This window comes from Brevundimonas sp. ABV4_179 (assembly GCF_056311945.1).
Genome location: NZ_CM149976.1, coordinates 2,732,725 through 2,748,512, shown reverse-complemented (window position 1 = coordinate 2,748,512; position 15,788 = coordinate 2,732,725). Strand labels below are relative to the sequence as shown.

General features: G+C 68.3%; 16 protein-coding genes. 9 read left to right on the top strand and 7 right to left on the bottom strand.

Going from position 1 to position 15,788, the window contains the following annotated elements; translation table 11 throughout:
• Nucleotides 1–72: 72 nt before the first annotated feature.
• The 6 genes from ACYX4P_RS13350 to ACYX4P_RS13325 all read left to right on the top strand — a co-directional run bounded on the left by ACYX4P_RS13350 (nt 73) and on the right by ACYX4P_RS13325 (nt 8,286).
• Nucleotides 73–1,893 carry an ATP-binding protein gene (locus tag ACYX4P_RS13350; RefSeq protein ID WP_248117165.1) on the top strand — a complete coding sequence of 607 codons (1,821 nt, stop codon included), beginning with the start codon at nt 73–75 and terminating at the stop codon, nt 1,891–1,893.
• 135 nt (nt 1,894–2,028) lie between these two features.
• Nucleotides 2,029–2,526 (top strand): RcnB family protein, encoded by a 498-nt coding sequence (locus ACYX4P_RS13345; RefSeq protein WP_248117163.1) that lies wholly within the window; start codon nt 2,029–2,031, stop codon nt 2,524–2,526.
• A 98-nt stretch (nt 2,527–2,624) separates the two neighbouring features.
• Nucleotides 2,625–4,313: a cisplatin damage response ATP-dependent DNA ligase gene (locus ACYX4P_RS13340; protein ID WP_248117161.1), complete on the top strand. Its 1,689-nt coding sequence runs from the start codon at nt 2,625–2,627 to the stop codon at nt 4,311–4,313.
• Nucleotides 4,314–4,364: 51 nt separating this feature from the next.
• The gene (locus ACYX4P_RS13335) at nt 4,365–5,309 is read left to right on the top strand and encodes a mechanosensitive ion channel family protein (protein ID WP_248117159.1); all 945 of its coding nucleotides are present in this window, start codon (nt 4,365–4,367) and stop codon (nt 5,307–5,309) included.
• Complete coding sequence (locus ACYX4P_RS13330; protein ID WP_248117157.1) at nt 5,309–6,325, top strand: threonine aldolase family protein; 1,017 nt, start codon at nt 5,309–5,311, stop codon at nt 6,323–6,325. The genes ACYX4P_RS13335 and ACYX4P_RS13330 overlap by 1 nt, the downstream gene beginning before the upstream one ends.
• A 110-nt stretch (nt 6,326–6,435) precedes the next feature.
• Nucleotides 6,436–8,286, top strand: coding sequence for an ABCB family ABC transporter ATP-binding protein/permease (locus ACYX4P_RS13325; RefSeq protein WP_374321853.1), 1,851 nt, complete (start codon nt 6,436–6,438; stop codon nt 8,284–8,286).
• Here ACYX4P_RS13325 and ACYX4P_RS13320 read toward each other — a convergent pair.
• The 4 genes from ACYX4P_RS13320 to ACYX4P_RS13305 all read right to left on the bottom strand — a co-directional run bounded on the left by ACYX4P_RS13320 (nt 8,271) and on the right by ACYX4P_RS13305 (nt 11,383).
• Nucleotides 8,271–8,750 carry a chemotaxis protein CheE gene (locus ACYX4P_RS13320; protein WP_248117152.1) on the bottom strand — a complete coding sequence of 160 codons (480 nt, stop codon included), beginning with the start codon at nt 8,748–8,750 and terminating at the stop codon, nt 8,271–8,273. The two genes, ACYX4P_RS13325 and ACYX4P_RS13320, sit on opposite strands and share 16 nt — an antisense overlap.
• Nucleotides 8,747–9,298: a response regulator gene (locus ACYX4P_RS13315; RefSeq protein WP_248117150.1), complete on the bottom strand. Its 552-nt coding sequence runs from the start codon at nt 9,296–9,298 to the stop codon at nt 8,747–8,749. The genes ACYX4P_RS13320 and ACYX4P_RS13315 overlap by 4 nt, the downstream gene beginning before the upstream one ends.
• A 126-nt stretch (nt 9,299–9,424) precedes the next feature.
• Nucleotides 9,425–10,372: an acetyl-CoA carboxylase carboxyltransferase subunit alpha gene (locus ACYX4P_RS13310; RefSeq protein ID WP_248117148.1), complete on the bottom strand. Its 948-nt coding sequence runs from the start codon at nt 10,370–10,372 to the stop codon at nt 9,425–9,427.
• A 90-nt stretch (nt 10,373–10,462) separates the two neighbouring features.
• Nucleotides 10,463–11,383, bottom strand: coding sequence for a tyrosine recombinase (locus ACYX4P_RS13305; RefSeq protein WP_248117146.1), 921 nt, complete (start codon nt 11,381–11,383; stop codon nt 10,463–10,465).
• Between the two features lie 125 nt (nt 11,384–11,508).
• Here ACYX4P_RS13305 and ACYX4P_RS13300 point away from each other — a divergent pair, with 125 nt between their 5' ends.
• From ACYX4P_RS13300 to ACYX4P_RS13290, 3 genes are read left to right on the top strand one after another with little or no spacing between them, the layout of a single operon-like run.
• Nucleotides 11,509–12,075 (top strand): shikimate kinase, encoded by a 567-nt coding sequence (locus ACYX4P_RS13300; RefSeq protein WP_248117144.1) that lies wholly within the window; start codon nt 11,509–11,511, stop codon nt 12,073–12,075.
• Entirely contained in the window at nt 12,072–13,178 is a 1,107-nt protein-coding gene (gene aroB / locus ACYX4P_RS13295) for a 3-dehydroquinate synthase (protein WP_248117142.1), read from the top strand. The genes ACYX4P_RS13300 and aroB overlap by 4 nt, the downstream gene beginning before the upstream one ends.
• Nucleotides 13,178–13,765, top strand: coding sequence for a GNAT family N-acetyltransferase (locus tag ACYX4P_RS13290; protein ID WP_248117277.1), 588 nt, complete (start codon nt 13,178–13,180; stop codon nt 13,763–13,765). Before aroB ends, ACYX4P_RS13290 begins: the two co-directional genes overlap by 1 nt.
• Here the strand turns inward: ACYX4P_RS13290 and ACYX4P_RS13285 are convergent.
• Genes ACYX4P_RS13285 through tadA form a run of 3 tightly spaced genes read right to left on the bottom strand, consistent with a single transcriptional unit; the run spans nt 13,762 to nt 15,778 of the window.
• The gene (locus tag ACYX4P_RS13285; RefSeq protein WP_292046184.1) at nt 13,762–14,805 is read right to left on the bottom strand and encodes an NAD(P)H-dependent flavin oxidoreductase; all 1,044 of its coding nucleotides are present in this window, start codon (nt 14,803–14,805) and stop codon (nt 13,762–13,764) included. The genes ACYX4P_RS13290 and ACYX4P_RS13285 overlap by 4 nt on opposite strands.
• A 40-nt stretch (nt 14,806–14,845) precedes the next feature.
• Nucleotides 14,846–15,271, bottom strand: a complete 426-nt coding sequence (locus tag ACYX4P_RS13280; RefSeq protein ID WP_476069765.1) for an MliC family protein — start codon at nt 15,269–15,271, stop codon at nt 14,846–14,848.
• A gap of 48 nt (nt 15,272–15,319) precedes the next feature.
• Nucleotides 15,320–15,778 (bottom strand): tRNA adenosine(34) deaminase TadA, encoded by a 459-nt coding sequence (tadA, locus tag ACYX4P_RS13275; protein WP_248117275.1) that lies wholly within the window; start codon nt 15,776–15,778, stop codon nt 15,320–15,322.
• Nucleotides 15,779–15,788 lie beyond the last annotated feature (10 nt).

Genomic DNA, 15,788 nt, shown 5'->3' with positions numbered 1-15,788 from the left:
ACCAGCGTTCACATCGTCTTAGAATCTTCGTCATAGCGTCACGCCACCAAACAGAAGGTGGGGCTCTGGGCTATGGTGGAATCAGACGGCGTTGCGAAGGCGCTGCCAGGCGATCAGCGCGCCGGGGATGCATCCCAGGCCCTGACGGCCATCCTGCAGACGCAATATCTGCGCTATATGATCATCGCCTCCTGGGCCCTGGGACTGCTGGGCACGATCGGATGGTTCAAGGCGACGCTTTGGTTTGGTTTGACTGTCGTGGCAGGGTCGGTTCGCGGCGTGGTCGAGCGTCGAGTCAGCCATCGCGTTGAAGGCGGCTGGGGGCTGGTCTTTCCCACTGTCGCAACCGTCACCACCGGCGCGTGGGCGACGGCGCCGTTGCTGGCGTGGTTTTCCGGCGCCAGCTTTGGTCAGCCGCTGGCCTTGGCCCTGATCATTTCCGGCTACGTGCTGGTTTTCGCTCAGCTTCGCAGTTCGCCGCGACAGGCCCTGATCATTTCATCACCCTATGGCGCCTCAGCGGCGATCATCCTGATGAGCCTGTGGGGCGGAGCCGAGTTCTGGTCCATGCTGGCGGTTCTGCCGTTCACCGCCGCCGGCTTGTTTGTTCTGGTGACCATGACCCTGTTGCGCGAAGAACGTATTCGCGTCTTCCAGGCGCACCAGGCGCATCTGATTGAAGAGCTTGAGGCGGCCCGCGACAAGGCCAACGCCGCCAATGACGCCAAGTCCAACTTTCTGGGCGTGATCTCGCACGAGCTTAGAACGCCGATGAACGGGGTGCTGGGCGCCGCCCAACTTCTCAGCGCGACACGACTGGAGACGACCCAGCGGGAGTATCTGTCGATCATTCGCAACTCGGGCGACAATCTGCTGTCGCTGCTGAACGACATCCTCGACATGACCAAGATCGAGGCGGGCAAGATGAATTTCGAGGTCGTAGATGTCTCAATAGACAGTCTGCACAAGCGCATCACCGGCCCGTTCGAGGCCCAGGCCGAGGCGAAGGGTTTGGAGTTCGTCTCCACCTTCGAGGGCGAAACGCCGACCGTGGTGCGCGGCGACCCGTTGCGCGTCTGCCAGGTCGTGCAGAACCTGTTGTCCAACGCGGTCAAGTTCACCGAGGCGGGACGCATCCACTACACCGTGCGCTCGCACCGGATTTCGGATCAGCGCGTGCGTTTCCAGTTCATCGTCCAGGACAGCGGGGCCGGCATCGCGGCGGCCGATCTGGAGCGGCTGTTCCTGCCGTTCACCCAGGTGGACAGCTCCTCCACGCGCCGGTTCGGCGGCACGGGTCTGGGCCTGACCATCGCGCGGCGCATGGCCAACATCATGGGCGGGGACATCACCGTCACCTCCAAACTGGCGGAAGGTTCGTGCTTCACCCTGGATATCGAGGCCGAGGTGGTGGAATGGGCCAAGCCGGTCATGGCTGAAGAAGTCCGTGCCGAAATCGAGGGCGGCGAGTCGCTTCGCGTGCTGGTGGTCGAGGACCATCCGGTCAACCGCATGATCCTGGAGGCGTGGATGAGTTCGGCCAACCATATCACCGCCACCGCCGAAAACGGCCAGATCGCCGTCGATAGCGCCGCCAGCCAGCCGTTCGACCTGATCATCATGGACGTCAACATGCCGGTGATGGATGGATTGAGCGCGACACGCCTGATCCGCGAAAGCGGCGGTCTGAACGCCGACACGCCCATCGTCGTGTTGTCCGCCTCCGCGCGGTCGGAGGATCACGAGGCGGGCCTGAATGCCGGAGCCGACGCCTATCTGAACAAGCCGATCGACTTCAGCGCCCTGGCCCTGCTGATGGGCCGGGTCGGCGGGGGGCGCGACGCGGTCGCCATGGCCTTCGAGCAGCCCTCGGAGGCTTCGGCCGCCGCCTGACGTACGATCCATTACGGCCAGAGTGCGGCCGTGCGATGAACCTCGGCCGAACGACGCGGTTCAGACTGGCCTCAGGCCGCCCCCTCCATAAAGGCAAAGCGTCGAATCGTTTCGGCCGCAGATGGAGACACGACCATGAGAAAGACACTCACCGCCGCGATCGCTGCAGTCATGGCCGCCGGCGCCCTGGGCGCCGCGGGTGCGGCCTCGGCACAGCCCATGCCCCCGCATGGTCCGCACGGCCCCGCCGCGCGCCATGGGCCCGGCCCGGATCACCGCGATTTCCGTCGTGAGCAGCGACATGACCGCCGCGACTTCCGCCACGAGCAACGGCGCGAGCGCCACGCCTATCGCGAAGAACAGCGCGCCTACGCCCGCTGGCAGCAGGCCCAGCGCCGTTATCAGGCGCCGCGCTATGTGCCGCCGCGCGGTTATGAGGTCCGGTCGTGGCGATATGGTCAGCGGATGCCGTCCTACTACCGCACCAACGACTATGTTGTGCGCGACTACGGCCGCTACGGTCTGCGCGCCCCGCCCCACGGCTATCAATATGTCCGCAGCGGCAACGACGTCGTGTTGGCGGCCGTTGCGGGTGGTCTGATCACCGCCGTGATCGCGGGCCTGTTCAACTAGGCCGTCGCACCGGCGACAAGCGCCCCGGAGGGAAACCTCCGGGGCGTTTTTCGTTTGAGACCAGCGGCGACGGTTGGCGCGCCAGGACAGGGATGGAAATGCGCGCCTTCGCCGAACTTCTGGATCGCCTGTCGCTAACGGCGTCGCGCAACGCCAAACTGGTGCTGGTGCGCGACTATCTGCGGGCGACGCCGGACCCGGACCGGGGGTGGGCGCTGGCCGCCTTGACCGGCGACCTGACCTTCGACGCCGCCAAGCCGGCCATGATCCGAAAGGCGGTGGAGGGGCGGGTGGACAGCGTGCTGTTCGGCTGGTCCTACGACTATGTGGGCGATCTGGCCGAGACGGTCGCCCTGATCTGGCCGGTGACGCCGGACCGCCGCCCCAACCGCGAGCCGGAACTGGCCGAGGTGGTCGAGGCGCTGAGGACGGCCAGCCGGGTCGAGGTGCGGGGCCTGCTGGAAAACTGGCTGGATGCGCTGGAGCCCAAGGGGCGGTGGGCGCTGTTGAAGCTGATGACCGGGGCCCTGCGGGTCGGCCTGTCGGCGCGGCTGGCCAAGACGGCGGCGGCGATGATGCGCCCCGACGTCGCGCCCACGCCGCCGTCGCCGGACGGCGACGAAGGGGAGACGACGCTGGAGGCGCTGGACGCCTCGGCCATCGAGGAGGTCTGGCACGCGGTGGAGCCGCCCTATGCCGACCTGTTCGCCTGGCTGGAGGGGCGGGCCGAGCGGCCAAGCCCCGATGCGCCCGGTCGGTTCCGGCCCGTCATGCTGGCGGTCGCCATCGACGAGGCGGTCGATCTGCCCAAACTGTCGCCCGCCGATTACGCCGCCGAATGGAAGTGGGACGGCATCCGCGTCCAGGCCGTGCTGGAGGGCGAGGTGCGCAAACTCTACTCCCGCACCGGCGACGAGATTTCGGCGGCCTTCCCCGATGTGATGGACGCCCTGGCGTTTGAGGGCGCCATCGACGGCGAACTGATCGTCTGGCGCGAGGGGGCGGTGGCGCCGTTCGGCGATCTGCAGCAGCGGCTGAACCGCAAGACGGTGGACGCCAAGGCGATGCAGGCCTTTCCGGCGGCGGTGGTGGCCTATGACCTGCTGGCGCAGGACGGCGAAGACCTTCGCAGTCTGCCTCTGCGCCAGCGTCGCGCGCGGCTGGAGACGCTGGTGGCCGATCATGCGGGCGAGCGGCTGCATCTGTCGCCGCTGGTCCACTATGCCGACTGGGACGAGCTGGCGCGCCTGAGGGCCGATCCGCCGGTCGGGGCGGCGGCCGAGGGGCTGATGCTGAAACGCTGGGACAGTCCCTATCTGGCCGGAAGGCCCAAGGGGCCGTGGTTCAAGTGGAAACGCGACCCGCACGTCATCGACGCGGTGTTGATGTACGCCCAGCGCGGGCACGGAAAGCGATCCAGCTTCTATTCCGACTACACCTTCGGCGTCTGGACCGATGACGGGGTGCTGACGCCGGTCGGAAAGGCCTATTTCGGCTTCACCGACGAGGAGTTGAAGCAGTTGGACAAGTTCGTACGGGATCACACGGTGGATCGTTTCGGACCCGTCCGCTCGGTGCGGGCCGAGCGGGATTTCGGCCTGGTTCTGGAGATCGCCTTCGAGGGGCTGAACCGCTCGACCCGGCACAAGTCGGGCGTGGCCATGCGATTTCCGCGCGTCAGCCGCATCCGCTGGGACAAGCCCGCGCGCGAGGCCGACACCCTGGACAATGTGATGAACCTGCTGGACGCCATAGAAAGCGGCGGCGGACGCATCGCCAAGGCATGAAAACGGGCGCTCGGGGCTTCCAATCGCGGCGTCAAGCGTTAGACCCGGCCCATGTCTTCGACCCTCTCTCTTGACGTCGCCTCCCTGGACCAAGCGGTCGCCGCCGGCCGCAAGGCCATTGCGGTCGATGCGGTCATGATCGCCAAACTGACCGAACTGGCCGGCGAATTCGCCGTCAACCTGACCATCGCCATCCTGATCTTCGTCGCGACCCTGTTTGCGGCCAAATGGGCGTCCAGCGCGGCGCGCAAGGCCCTGTCGCGGGTGCGCGGCTTCCGGCACGACCCGACGGTCCTCAGCTTCGCCGTACAGGTGGTGCGGGTGGTGGTCATAATCGTCGGCATGATCGCCGTGCTGCAACGGCTGGGGGTGCAGACGACCTCGATCATCGCGGTGCTGGGCGCGGCGTCGCTGGCGGTCGGTCTGGCGTTGCAGGGCACGCTGTCCAACGTGGCGTCGGGTATCATGCTGCTGGTGCTGCGGCCCTATCGCGTCGGCGACGTGGTGGACGTGGGCGGGATGTCGGGCACGGTGCAGCGGCTGGACCTGTTCACGACCCAGTTGTCGAACGCCAACAACCACAAGATCGTCATTCCAAACTCCAAGGTCCTGAGCGACTCCCTGACCAATCTGACGGGGCAGCAGACCCGGCGGATCGAGATTCATTTCACTGTCGGGTATGGCGACGACCTGAACCAGGCGCGTCAGGTGCTGGCTGACGTCGCCGGGTCGCACGACAAGGTCTTGCACGATCCCAAGCCGTGGACGGGGGTGACGGGCCTGTTGGACAGTTCGGTCCAGATCACTCTGCACGCCTGGGTCAAGGTCGGCGACTGGTGGCAGACCCAGGCCGATCTGATGCAGGGCGGCAAGGAAGCGCTAGACGGGGCCGGGATCGAGATTCCGTTCCCGCATCAGGTCGCCGTACCCTATGGCGACGCCGGTCACGACACCATCGACGCGCCGGTTCGCAGTCTTCCGGGCAAGGCCGGCTGATGCGCTACGATTTCGGGTCCGACAATACGGCGGGCATGGCGCTGAGCGCCATCGAAGGCCTGGTGCGCGCCAACAAGGGGTTCGCCCGTGCTTACGGCGGCGACGACGTGACCACGCGCGCCGCCGATCAGATCCGGCAGCGGCTGGATGCGGACGCCGAGGTGCGGTTCGTGTTCAGCGGCACGGCCGCCAACGCCATCGCCCTGTCGATGCTGGCCCAGCCCTATGAGGCGGTGATGGCGCATCATGCGGCGCATATCTGCACCGACGAGACGGGCGCGCCGGGCTTCTTCGGTCATGGCGTCGGCCTGATCGGCCTGCCAGGCTTTTCGGGCAAGATCGACGCCCTGGCCCTGCAGGCGCAGTTGGCCGAGGCCGAGGTCGGCCATCGTCAGCCGCCCGCCGCCTTGTCCCTGACCCAGGCCACGGAATATGGCGGGATCTATACCGAGGAGGAACTGCGCCACCTGATCGAGCCCGTGAAGGCGCGGGGCTATCGCGTGCATATGGACGGGGCGCGGCTGGCCAATGCGGCGGCGGCGGGGTTCGACCTGAAGGATATTCCGCGCCTGGGCGTGGATGTGCTGGTGTTCGGCGGGGCCAAGGCCGGGGCGAACTGCGCCGAGGCCATCGTGCTGTTCGACAAGACCCTGGCGCGGCGTTTGGACAACCGACTGAAGCAGGCCGGGCAGACGGCGTCCAAGACGCGACTGCTGTCCGGGCCCATGCTGGGCCTGTTGGAAAGCGGCGACTGGGAAACGGGCGCCGCCCACGCCAATCTGATGGCGCAGCGGCTGGCGGCGGGCATCGCCACACGATCATCCTTCGTTCTGGCCCATCCGGTGGAGTCCAACGCCGTTTTCGTGCGGATGTCGCCCGAGGCGCATGCGCGTCTGATCGACCTGGGCTGGGCCTGCTATCCGTTCGACGACGGGTCGGTGCGGTTCGTCTGTTCCTGGGCCACCCAAGCGGCGGCGGTGGACGAGTTGTTGGACGCCATCGTCGGGCTGGATTGAGCGACTAATCCCCGGCCGCGCGTCAGCGTGGCCTTTCCCCGGTCGCAATGGCTTTCCATATGCGGCGGATGGCGATGCGTGGAGAGCGCTCAGGCGGCCGGCGCGACCCGATGGTCAAGGCGCAGCAGGCCGGGAGCATGGATGACAAGGCGGACGGACCGGCGACGCTGACGGCGCTCGCGGATCTGGCGCGGCTGGTGGGGCGTTCGGGCGCGCCGCAGCTTCGGCTGCGGCTGATCTCGGCCATCGCCCTGACGCTGACGGGCAAGGGGCTTGGGGTGTTGGCGCCGCTGGTGCTCGGCGCGGCGGTCAATCGGCTGGCGGCCGGGCAGGGGGCGGCGGTCGCCGTCGGCTGGGGCTTCGCCGCCTTTGCGGTGGGCTGGGCCCTGGTGCGGCTGCTTTCGGCGGCCTCGCCGCTGATTTCCGACGTCGTGTTCGCACCCGTTCGCGCAGCCGCCCAGCGCGCCACGGCGGCCGAAGCCTTTGCGCATGCGCTGAGCCTGTCGCTGGATTTTCACCAGACCAAACGCTCGGGCGCCCTGTCGCGGACGATGGATCGCGGATCGCGCGCGGTCGATTTCCTGCTGCGCATCTTGGCCTTCAACCTGGTCCCGACCGGGGTCGAACTGGTGCTGGCCGCCGCTGTGCTGGGCGGCAAATACGACTGGCGCTTCGCCGCCGTCGCCGTGGCGGTCGTGGTCATCTACACCATCGCCACCTTCGCCATGTCCAACTGGCGGCTGGAGCATCGGCGGATCATGAACGCCGCCGATTCCGAGGCCGCCGGCGTCTCGGTGGACGCTTTGCTGAACTATGAGACGGTGAAATCCTTTGGCGCCGAGACGCGCGCGGCGCAGACCTATGAGCGAGCGCTGGGCGACTACGCCCAGGCGTCGCTGAAGGCCAACAGCTCGCTGGCCCTGCTGAACGGGATGCAGGCCCTGGTCATGAACCTGGGACTGGGCGTCATGGCGGTGATGGCCGGGTTCGAGGCGGCGGCAGGACGGATGGGGCCGGGCGATGTGACCGCCGCCGTCCTGATCATGATTTCGCTGTATGCGCCGCTGAACATCCTGGGCTTCGCCTATCGGGAAATCCGCCAGTCCTTCATCGACATGGAGGAGATGCTGAAGGTGACGCGCCAGACGCCGCAGGTGGCCGATGCGCCCGACGCCGTCGCCCTGCCGCGCCCGGCCGATGCGCGCGGTGCGGCCGTGCGGTTCGAGCATGTGGGTTTCCGCCACGACGCGCGAGCCAACGGGTTGGAGGATGTCAGCTTCTTCGCCCCGCCCGGTACGACCACGGCCATGGTCGGGCCGTCCGGCGCGGGCAAGTCCACCATCGTCAAACTGGCCCTGCGCCTTCTGGACCCCCAGGAAGGGCGGGTGCTGATCGACGGTCGCGACGCGCGCGATGTGACCCAGGCGTCGTTGCGGGCGGCGGTGGCCCTGGTGCCGCAGGATGTGGCCCTGTTCAACGACACCTTGGCGGCCAACATCGCCTTCGCTCGCCCAGACGCCGACGAAGTCCAGGTCTGGGCGGCGGCCGAGGCGGCGGAACTGGCCGACTTCATCCGGGGCCTGCCCGAAGGAATGCAGACCAAGGTCGGCGAACGTGGGCTGAAGCTGTCGGGCGGCGAGCGTCAACGGGTCGGTATCGCCCGCGCCCTGCTGGCCGACCCCTGCATCCTGATCCTGGACGAGGCCACCAGCGCCCTGGACAGTCGAACCGAGGCGGCGATCCAGAAAACCCTGCGCAAGGCCCGGAATGGCCGCACGACCCTGGTCGTCGCGCACCGCCTGTCCACCGTGGCGGACGCCGATCAGATACTGGTCCTGAAGGCCGGGCGGATCGTCGAACGCGGCGCCCACCACGAACTGGTGGCGCGTCAGGGCGGGGAATACGCCGCCTTGTGGAAGAAGCAGACCCGCGCCGGAAAGGCGGCTCAGACCGCAGACTGATCGGCGGCCGGCAGTTTGCGACGAAGGACTTCGTGCAGATTGGTCAGGATGGCGGTGCGGGCGGCCTGCTCCTCTGCCGGCAGGGACAGCAGCACCTTCATGGCCTGGGCGTGGACGGTGGCGATGCGCCAGTCGAAGCCGCCCTGGCGCGGCGCGGCGTCCAGCAGGTCGCACAGTCCCTTGGCCGCCGTGCACAGGTCGTCCATCGAGAAGGGGCTGGCCGCGTCGATGATCTGGCTGGAGGCCGAATAGGCCGCATCCAGCCGCAACGGCTCGATCAGGTCGGGGTCGGGCTTGGTCAGCAGGACGGCGATGTTCTGGGCGATGATGTCGCGCGCCTGGCTCTGAAGGGCGTCCAGATTGGATCTGGCCTGGGCCAGGGCGACGCCGACGCTGATCCCGCCGGGCCGATCCATCATTTCGGCCAGGCGCGAGCGTTTCTGGTTGTGGGTGATGACGGTCATAGAGCCACGCTCTCCATCGCGGTCTTGCGGCGCAACATGTCCGCACGACGTTCGACGCCTTCGTAGTCGGTGTGGCGGAAGCGCCGATCCGGCCCAAGGTAGTCCCCGACCTCGAGAAACGGCCGGGTGTCGCGCGCCACCCAAAGAATGCGCTCCAGCAACAGCGCTGGGCTGAACGGCTTGGTCACGACGAAGTTGGCCCCGCAGTCGCGCGCCTCGGCGACCCGGCCGCGCCGGATATGACTGGCGGTCATGATGACGGGGATGAAGGCGTTCGGGTTGGGGCCGGACCGCCGCAGCCAGCGGACCAGTTCGAACCCGTCAATGTCAGGCATGTCGGTGTCGATGACCAGCAGATCGACCGTCTTTTCGGCCAGCAGCCGCTTGGCCTCGGCCCCGCTGCCGATGGCGAAGCTGGGTCTGATGCCGAAACCGGCCAGGGCGTTGGCCGTCAGGGTCAGCGAAAAGGGCGAATCATCGACGATCATCGTAACCGCGCCCGTCAGATTGAAGACGGCGCTTTCACGCAGAGATTCGCCGCCGCTCATGCCGTTCGGCCCCGGATCGAACCCGCCCTCGTTATCATGGCCGGCCGTGCGCCCCGCAACCGTTGTGGATAGGACGTCAGCCTGTCAGACGATGATGGACGCTGCGTTAACGCTGGCGCTGGCGCCCTACAGTGCGCCGATGGCGTAGAAGCGTTCGGCGCGTTGCGTCTTGATCTGCTGCGGCGACAGGCCGGCGAAGCCCCTCAGTTCCTCGGCCAGAACGTCGCCGACCTTGGCGATGGCGGCCTCGCGGTCGGTGTGAGCGCCGCCGGTCGGCTCCTCGATCAGGCGATCCACGATCTTCAACTGCATCAGGTCGGGGCCGGTGATCTTCATGGCCATGGCCGCATCCTTGGCCCGCGCGCCATCGCGCCACAGAATGCCCGCCGCGCCCTCGGGCGAGATGACCGAATAGATCGAATGCTCCAGCATAATAACCCGGCTGGCCGCCGCGATGGCGATGGCCCCGCCCGAACCGCCTTCCCCGGTTATGGTGGCGATGGAAGGCACGCCCAGCGTCAGGCAGCGTTCGGTCGAGCGGGCGATGGCCTCGGCCTGGCCCCGCTCCTCGGCGCCAAGGCCCGGATAGGCGCCGGCCGTGTCGATGAAGCTGAGGACCGGCAGGCCGAACTGCTCGGCCATGTCCATCAGGCGCACGGCCTTGCGATAGCCTTCGGGGCGCGCCATGCCGAAGTTGTGGGTGATCCGGGTCGTGGTGTCATGACCCTTTTCGTGGCCCATGATGACCACCGGCCGACCGCGAAACCGCGCCAGACCGCCCAGGATGGCCTGGTCGTCGCCGAACTGACGGTCGCCGTGCAGTTCGTTCCAGTCGGTGAACAGACCCTCGACATAATCGACGAAGTGCGGACGCTGGGGGTGGCGCGCGACCTGGGTCTTCATCCAGGGATCCAGACCGGCATAGGTCTTCTTGCGCAGCTGATCGGCCTTCTTGCGCAGGGCCTCGATCTCATTGTCGAAATCGCCCGAGGTGTCGGACAGCAGCGACAGTTCCTCGATCTTGGCTTCCAGATCGGCGATCGGCTTTTCGAAGTCGAGATAGTGCGTGGCCATCAAGGCGTCCGGGAACTGCAAACGGGCAAGAGCGCCCTTGGGGAAGGCAGGGGAAACTAGAGAGGTCAACGCCGCCCGGCAAGCGGCGGTTCAGTCGTCGCGCGCCAAGGGGTGGTTCTGGTGGACGACCTGGGCCAGGCGGTCGGTGGCGACGTGGGTGTAGATCTGGGTGGTGGCGATGTCGGCGTGGCCCAGCAGGGTCTGGACGATGCGCAGGTCGGCGCCGCCTTCCAGCAGGTGGGTGGCGAAGGCGTGGCGCAGGACGTGGGGGCTGACGCGGGCCGGGTCGATGCCGGCCGTGATCGCGGCCTCGTCCAGCAACTGGGCGAAGCGGCGCGGGGTCAGGTGGCCGCTGCGGCCGAAGGAGGGGAAGAGCCAGGGGCTGTCGGGTCCGTCAGGCTTGCGCCCATCCTTTCCCTTGAGTTTGGCGTCGCGGGCGGTCAGCCAAGCCTTGATCGCCTCGCGGGCGGCGGGGTTCAGGGGCGCGAGCCGTTCCTTGCCGCCCTTGCCGCGCACGATCAGATAGGCCGGATCGCGCCGCACCGCCTCGATCTTGAGCCCCAGCAGTTCGGACACCCGCAGCCCCGAGGCGTAGGCCATCTCGACCAGAGCGACTAGGCGCAGGCCCGCCGCCGCGTCGCGGGCGGCCGAGGCGGCCAGCAGGGCGTCGATCTCTGCGCGGCTCAGCACCTTGGGCAGGGACCGCCCTTGTTTGGGCGCGTCGAGGCGGCGCGATGGATCGTCCGCGCGCCAGCCCTCGGCCAGGGCGAATCGATAAAACTGACGCGCGGCGGACCGGCGGCGTGCGGCGGTGGCGGCCGACAAGCCGCGTCGGGATAGATCGGCGAACCAGGCTTCCACCGCCTCGGCGTCCGCCTGCATCAGGCCGCCCGCCTCGGCCAGCGCAGTTTCCGCATCGGCCAGGTCGCGACCATAGGCCGACAGGGTGTGGGGCGAGGCGTCGCGTTCGACCGCCATCATCTCCAGAAAGGCCTCGATCTGAGGCGTCATCGCACGATCCGCGCGCCGAACGGATGGCGCATGGTCTGGCTTGGTGTAGAGGTTTCAGGGATCATGCCTGCCTGCGCCTTCGCCTTCGCCGTTCCTTCGACCGTCCGTTCCGCCGGAGCCGCCGGATGAGGCGGCGCGCGAATCCGGCGCCGACGCGCATCATAGCCTTGGTCGGGCTGATGGGGGTGGGCAAATCGTCAGTCGGGCGCCGGCTGGCCAATAGACTGAAGCTGCCCTTTGCCGACGGCGATGTGGAGATCGAGGCGGCGGCCGGCATGACAGTGTCGGAAATCTTCGCGGCCTTGGGCGAGGACGAGTTCCGGGCGGGCGAGGCGCGGGTGATGCGTCGCCTGCTGGAGGGTCCGCCCATCGTGCTGGCCACCGGCGGCGGGGCGATGATGAACGCCGAAACGCGGGCCCTGCTGAAGGATCGCGCCGACACCATCTGGCTGAGGGCCGATCTGACCGTGATCGCAGAGCGCGTGGCGCGACGCGACACGCGGCCCTTGCTTCGCGGCAAGGACCCCTTGGCGGTGCTGACCACCTTGGCCGAGGCGCGCTATCCCATCTATGGCGAGGCGGACGTGACGGTGGACGTGGGCCAAGGCTCGCACGGCCAGGCGGTGGACGCCATTCACAAGAACCTGCGCCGGCACTGGCGCAATCGAAGACGCGCGGAGACCCGGACATGACCACCCTTGCCGTGAGCGGCGGCGCCTTCGCCGCCTATGACGTCGTGGTCGGGCGCGGCCTGCTGGCCCAGGCGGGCGGGCGCATCGCGCCCCTGGCGAAAGGGCGCACGGTCATCGTTACGGACGAGACTGTGGCGGCGATCCACGGCGCGGCCCTGGCCGAATCGCTGGCGACGGCGGGTGTGAACACCCAGATAGTCGCCGTGCCGGCGGGAGAGGGGTCGAAGTCTTTCGCCCAGCTGGAACGTGTGCTGGATCGGCTGCTGGAGATCGGGCTGGACCGCAAGGATGTGGTCATCGCCCTGGGCGGCGGGGTCGTGGGCGATCTGGCCGGTCTGGCGGCGGCGCTCTACATGCGCGGCATCGACTTTGTGCAGATACCGACGACCCTGCTGGCCCAGGTGGATTCGTCGGTCGGCGGCAAGACGGCCATCGACACGCCGCGCGGCAAGAATCTGGTCGGCGCCTTCCATCAGCCGCGTCTGGTGCTGGCCGACATCGACGTGCTGGCGACCCTGCCGGAACGTCAGGTGCGCTCGGGCTGGGCCGAGGTGCTGAAGCACGGGCTGATCTGCGACGCGGCCTTCTTCGACTGGCTGGCGGGCGAGGGCGCTGTGGGCGCCAACGGTGATCCGGCGGCGCTGGAACGGGCGGTGATCCGCTCGGTCGAGATCAAGAGCGCCATCGTTGGTGAAGACGAAAAAGAGGCCGGGCGGCGCGCCCTGCTGAACCTGGGCCACACCTTCGGCCATGCGGTCGAGACGGAAGTGGGCTTTGACGAAGGCGCGCTGGCGCACGGCGAGGCGGTGGCGCTGGGCTGCTGCATGGCCTTCCGCTATTCGGCGCGCGAGGGTCTGTGTTCGGCCGCCGATGTCGCGCGGGTCGAAGCGGTGGTCGCCGCCGCGGGTTTGCCGACGCGGCTGGAACAGGCGGGCGCGTTCGGGGCCGACCGTCTGCTGGCCCTGATGGCCGGGGACAAGAAGGCCGAGGGCGGGGCGCTGACACTGATCCTGGCGCGCGGAATCGGTGAGGCTTTCGTGGCCAAGGGTGTGGATGCGGCCAAGGTTCGGGCCTTCCTGATCGAAGAAGGCGCGACCGCGTGATGCGGATCGGCATGGGGCCGCTGGAGGATGGTTTCGTGCGGCTGGAGCCGTTCGAAGACGGGCTGGAGGCCGAGATCCGTGCGGCGCTGGATTGCGATCCTGACGCTTGGGAGATCATGGTGGGGCCCGCCTATGGGGACCATTTCGACGGTTGGTGGGAGGCGGCGCTGGCGGCGATGCGGACCGGGACGCGGATCGCCTATGCGGTGCGGCGGCGCTCGGACGGGGCGGTGGTGGGCACGACCAGCCTTTACGAGATCAATCCCGCCCATCGCCGCTGCGAGATCGGCTCGACCTTCTATCGACCCGAGGCGCGGGGCGGCCCCATCAATCCGGCGTGCAAGCGACTGCTGCTGGCCCATGCCTTCGACGCCGGGGCGGTGCGGGTCGAGATCATCACCGACGCCCTCAACCCGCGGAGCCAGGCCGCCATCCTGAAACTGGGCGCCAAGCCCGAGGGGGTGCTGAGAAAGCACAAGACCACCTGGACCGGCCGGGCCCGCGACACAGCCATGTTCGCCGTTATCGACGACGACTGGCCCGAGGTCCGCGACCGCCTGGAGCGGCGGCTGGCGGCGTTCGGCTAGACGTCCATCTCCGCGACCAGCGCCGCGATCAGGTCGGCGGCGGGCAGGGTGCGGGCCAGGGCGGCGCCCTGACCGGCCCATTGGGCGCCGAAGCCGAACTCACCAGCGGACTTGGCGGCGGCGTTCAGCGCCTTTCCGGCGTCATAGGCGACCGGATAGTCGGGCGGGACGGCCGCGGTCGTCGCGTCCCAAGCGGTGAAGCGATTTGCCAGACAGCGGGCGGGGCGGCCGGATATGGCGCGGGTCATGACGGTATGGAGCGCGGCGTCGCCAGCCAAGGCGGCGCGGTATCCGGCGTCGGCGGCGCTTTCGGGACAGGCGACGAAGGCGGTGCCCATCTGGACCGCGACGGCGCCGAGATTCAGCGCCGCGCGGACGCCCTGTCCGTCCATGATCCCACCGGCGGTGATGACGGGACCGGCGCGGGCGACCAGAAGTCGGGTCAGGGCCATCGCGCCCAGGCGGCTGTCCTCGGCGTCGGGATCGAACATGCCGCGATGGCCGCCAGCCTCCCAGCCTTGCGCCACCAGGGCGTCCACGCCGGCCGCCTTGCAGGTCAGGGCTTCGTCCAGCGTGGTGGCGGTGGCCAACAGCAGGCAACCGACCGCTTTCAGGGCGCGGATGCGGGTAGTGTCGGGCAGGCCGAAATGAAAGCTGACCGCCGCAGGCGGATCGGCCAGCAATCGGGCCAGCATGGCGTCGTCGTCGGCGAAGCTGCGATAGATCACGCCCAAACCGGCCGGCGGCGCGGCGCCGAAGGCCGCGAACTGGGGCGCCAGAGCCTGAAGCCAGGCCGCCTCATTGACAGGATCCCGGCGCGGCGCGGCGTGGACGAACAGATTGACGTTGAAGGGGCGGTCGGTCAGAGCGCGGGTGTCTGCGATCATCTGGCCCGCGCCGACCGCATCGGTCGCGCCGACGCTGATGGAGCCCAAGGCGCCAGCGTTGGAGACGGCCGCCGCCATCCGTGGCGTGGAGACGCCCGCCATCGGGGCCTGGATGACGGGAACGCTCAGACCGAGGCGGTCGATCAGGGACATGGGCTCCAGCTAGGCGCCGTTGGCGTCCGCCGCAACGGCGTCAGTCGACGGCGCGGCAGTCGGTCGGTTGGCGGCCCTCGACCGACCAGGTGGCCAGCACGCCCTTGCCGCGTAGTTCGACGTTGGAGGCGCGGTACCAGATCCCGTCGGCGGCGCGTTCCTGATACAGGTCCACCGCCTCGCCGGACGAGTTGCGGACGGTGGCCATCTGGCGCGGATTGTCGAAATCGACCGACAGGCGCTCGCCATTGTCGCACAGATAGACGGTGTGGACGACGCGGTTGAGGGTGCGGTCCTGAATCTCGGCGCCTGTGCGCTGACGCGCGGTCTGGGCGGCGACGGCGCGATCCTTGACCTCATCGCCGCTGCGGGGCGCCTTGTCGGGGTCCGGGCCGCAGGCGGTGAGCAGGGCCAGGGCGGCCAGGCCGCTGAACACGATCGACTGCGGCAGATCCGGCTTGAACAAGGTCTTTTCCTCCACGGCGTCGCCCAACGGCGCCGCTTTCGCGGCGGTCTAACGTGCGCGGCCTGCCCCCGTTCCCCTCCGCTGACGGAAGAAGGATTTGAGCAGCGACGACGCTTCATCGGCCAGGAGACCTGAGTCGGTCGCTGGGCGCCAGTGGCAGGTCAACTGTTCGAACAGACGCGGCCCGTGAATGACGGCGCCGCCCTTTGGATCGTCGGCGGCCCAGACCACGCGGCCGATGCGGGCGTGGCTGATGGCGCCGGCGCACATGGCGCAGGGCTCCAGCGTTACATAGAGAGTAAGGCCGGTTAGGCGGTAGTTATCCAGCGCCGTCGCCGCGCGCCGCATGGCGACGATCTCGGCATGGGCGGTGGGGTCGCGGGACGCAATCGGGCCATTGGCGCCGGTCGAAATTACCTCACCTGAGGCGGGATCGACAAGAATTGCGCCCACGGGCACCTCTCCTGCGTCCGCCGCCGCTTGCGCTTGGTCCAGCGCCATGCGCATGAACCGCTCA

Coding starts and splice junctions, on each gene's coding strand:
- ACYX4P_RS13300 (WP_248117144.1), top strand. CDS start 11,509: ATGAGGCGGCGCGCGAATCCGGCGCCGACGCGCATCATAGCCTTGGTC.
- ACYX4P_RS13335 (WP_248117159.1), top strand. CDS start 4,365: ATGTCTTCGACCCTCTCTCTTGACGTCGCCTCCCTGGACCAAGCGGTC.
- ACYX4P_RS13330 (WP_248117157.1), top strand. CDS start 5,309: ATGCGCTACGATTTCGGGTCCGACAATACGGCGGGCATGGCGCTGAGC.
- ACYX4P_RS13350 (WP_248117165.1), top strand. CDS start 73: ATGGTGGAATCAGACGGCGTTGCGAAGGCGCTGCCAGGCGATCAGCGC.
- ACYX4P_RS13305 (WP_248117146.1), bottom strand. CDS start 11,383: ATGACGCCTCAGATCGAGGCCTTTCTGGAGATGATGGCGGTCGAACGC.
- aroB (WP_248117142.1), top strand. CDS start 12,072: ATGACCACCCTTGCCGTGAGCGGCGGCGCCTTCGCCGCCTATGACGTC.
- tadA (WP_248117275.1), bottom strand. CDS start 15,778: ATGCGCATGGCGCTGGACCAAGCGCAAGCGGCGGCGGACGCAGGAGAG.
- ACYX4P_RS13310 (WP_248117148.1), bottom strand. CDS start 10,372: ATGGCCACGCACTATCTCGACTTCGAAAAGCCGATCGCCGATCTGGAA.
- ACYX4P_RS13290 (WP_248117277.1), top strand. CDS start 13,178: ATGCGGATCGGCATGGGGCCGCTGGAGGATGGTTTCGTGCGGCTGGAG.
- ACYX4P_RS13320 (WP_248117152.1), bottom strand. CDS start 8,750: ATGACCGTCATCACCCACAACCAGAAACGCTCGCGCCTGGCCGAAATG.
- ACYX4P_RS13315 (WP_248117150.1), bottom strand. CDS start 9,298: ATGAGCGGCGGCGAATCTCTGCGTGAAAGCGCCGTCTTCAATCTGACG.
- ACYX4P_RS13325 (WP_374321853.1), top strand. CDS start 6,436: ATGGTCAAGGCGCAGCAGGCCGGGAGCATGGATGACAAGGCGGACGGA.
- ACYX4P_RS13285 (WP_292046184.1), bottom strand. CDS start 14,805: ATGTCCCTGATCGACCGCCTCGGTCTGAGCGTTCCCGTCATCCAGGCC.
- ACYX4P_RS13340 (WP_248117161.1), top strand. CDS start 2,625: ATGCGCGCCTTCGCCGAACTTCTGGATCGCCTGTCGCTAACGGCGTCG.
- ACYX4P_RS13345 (WP_248117163.1), top strand. CDS start 2,029: ATGAGAAAGACACTCACCGCCGCGATCGCTGCAGTCATGGCCGCCGGC.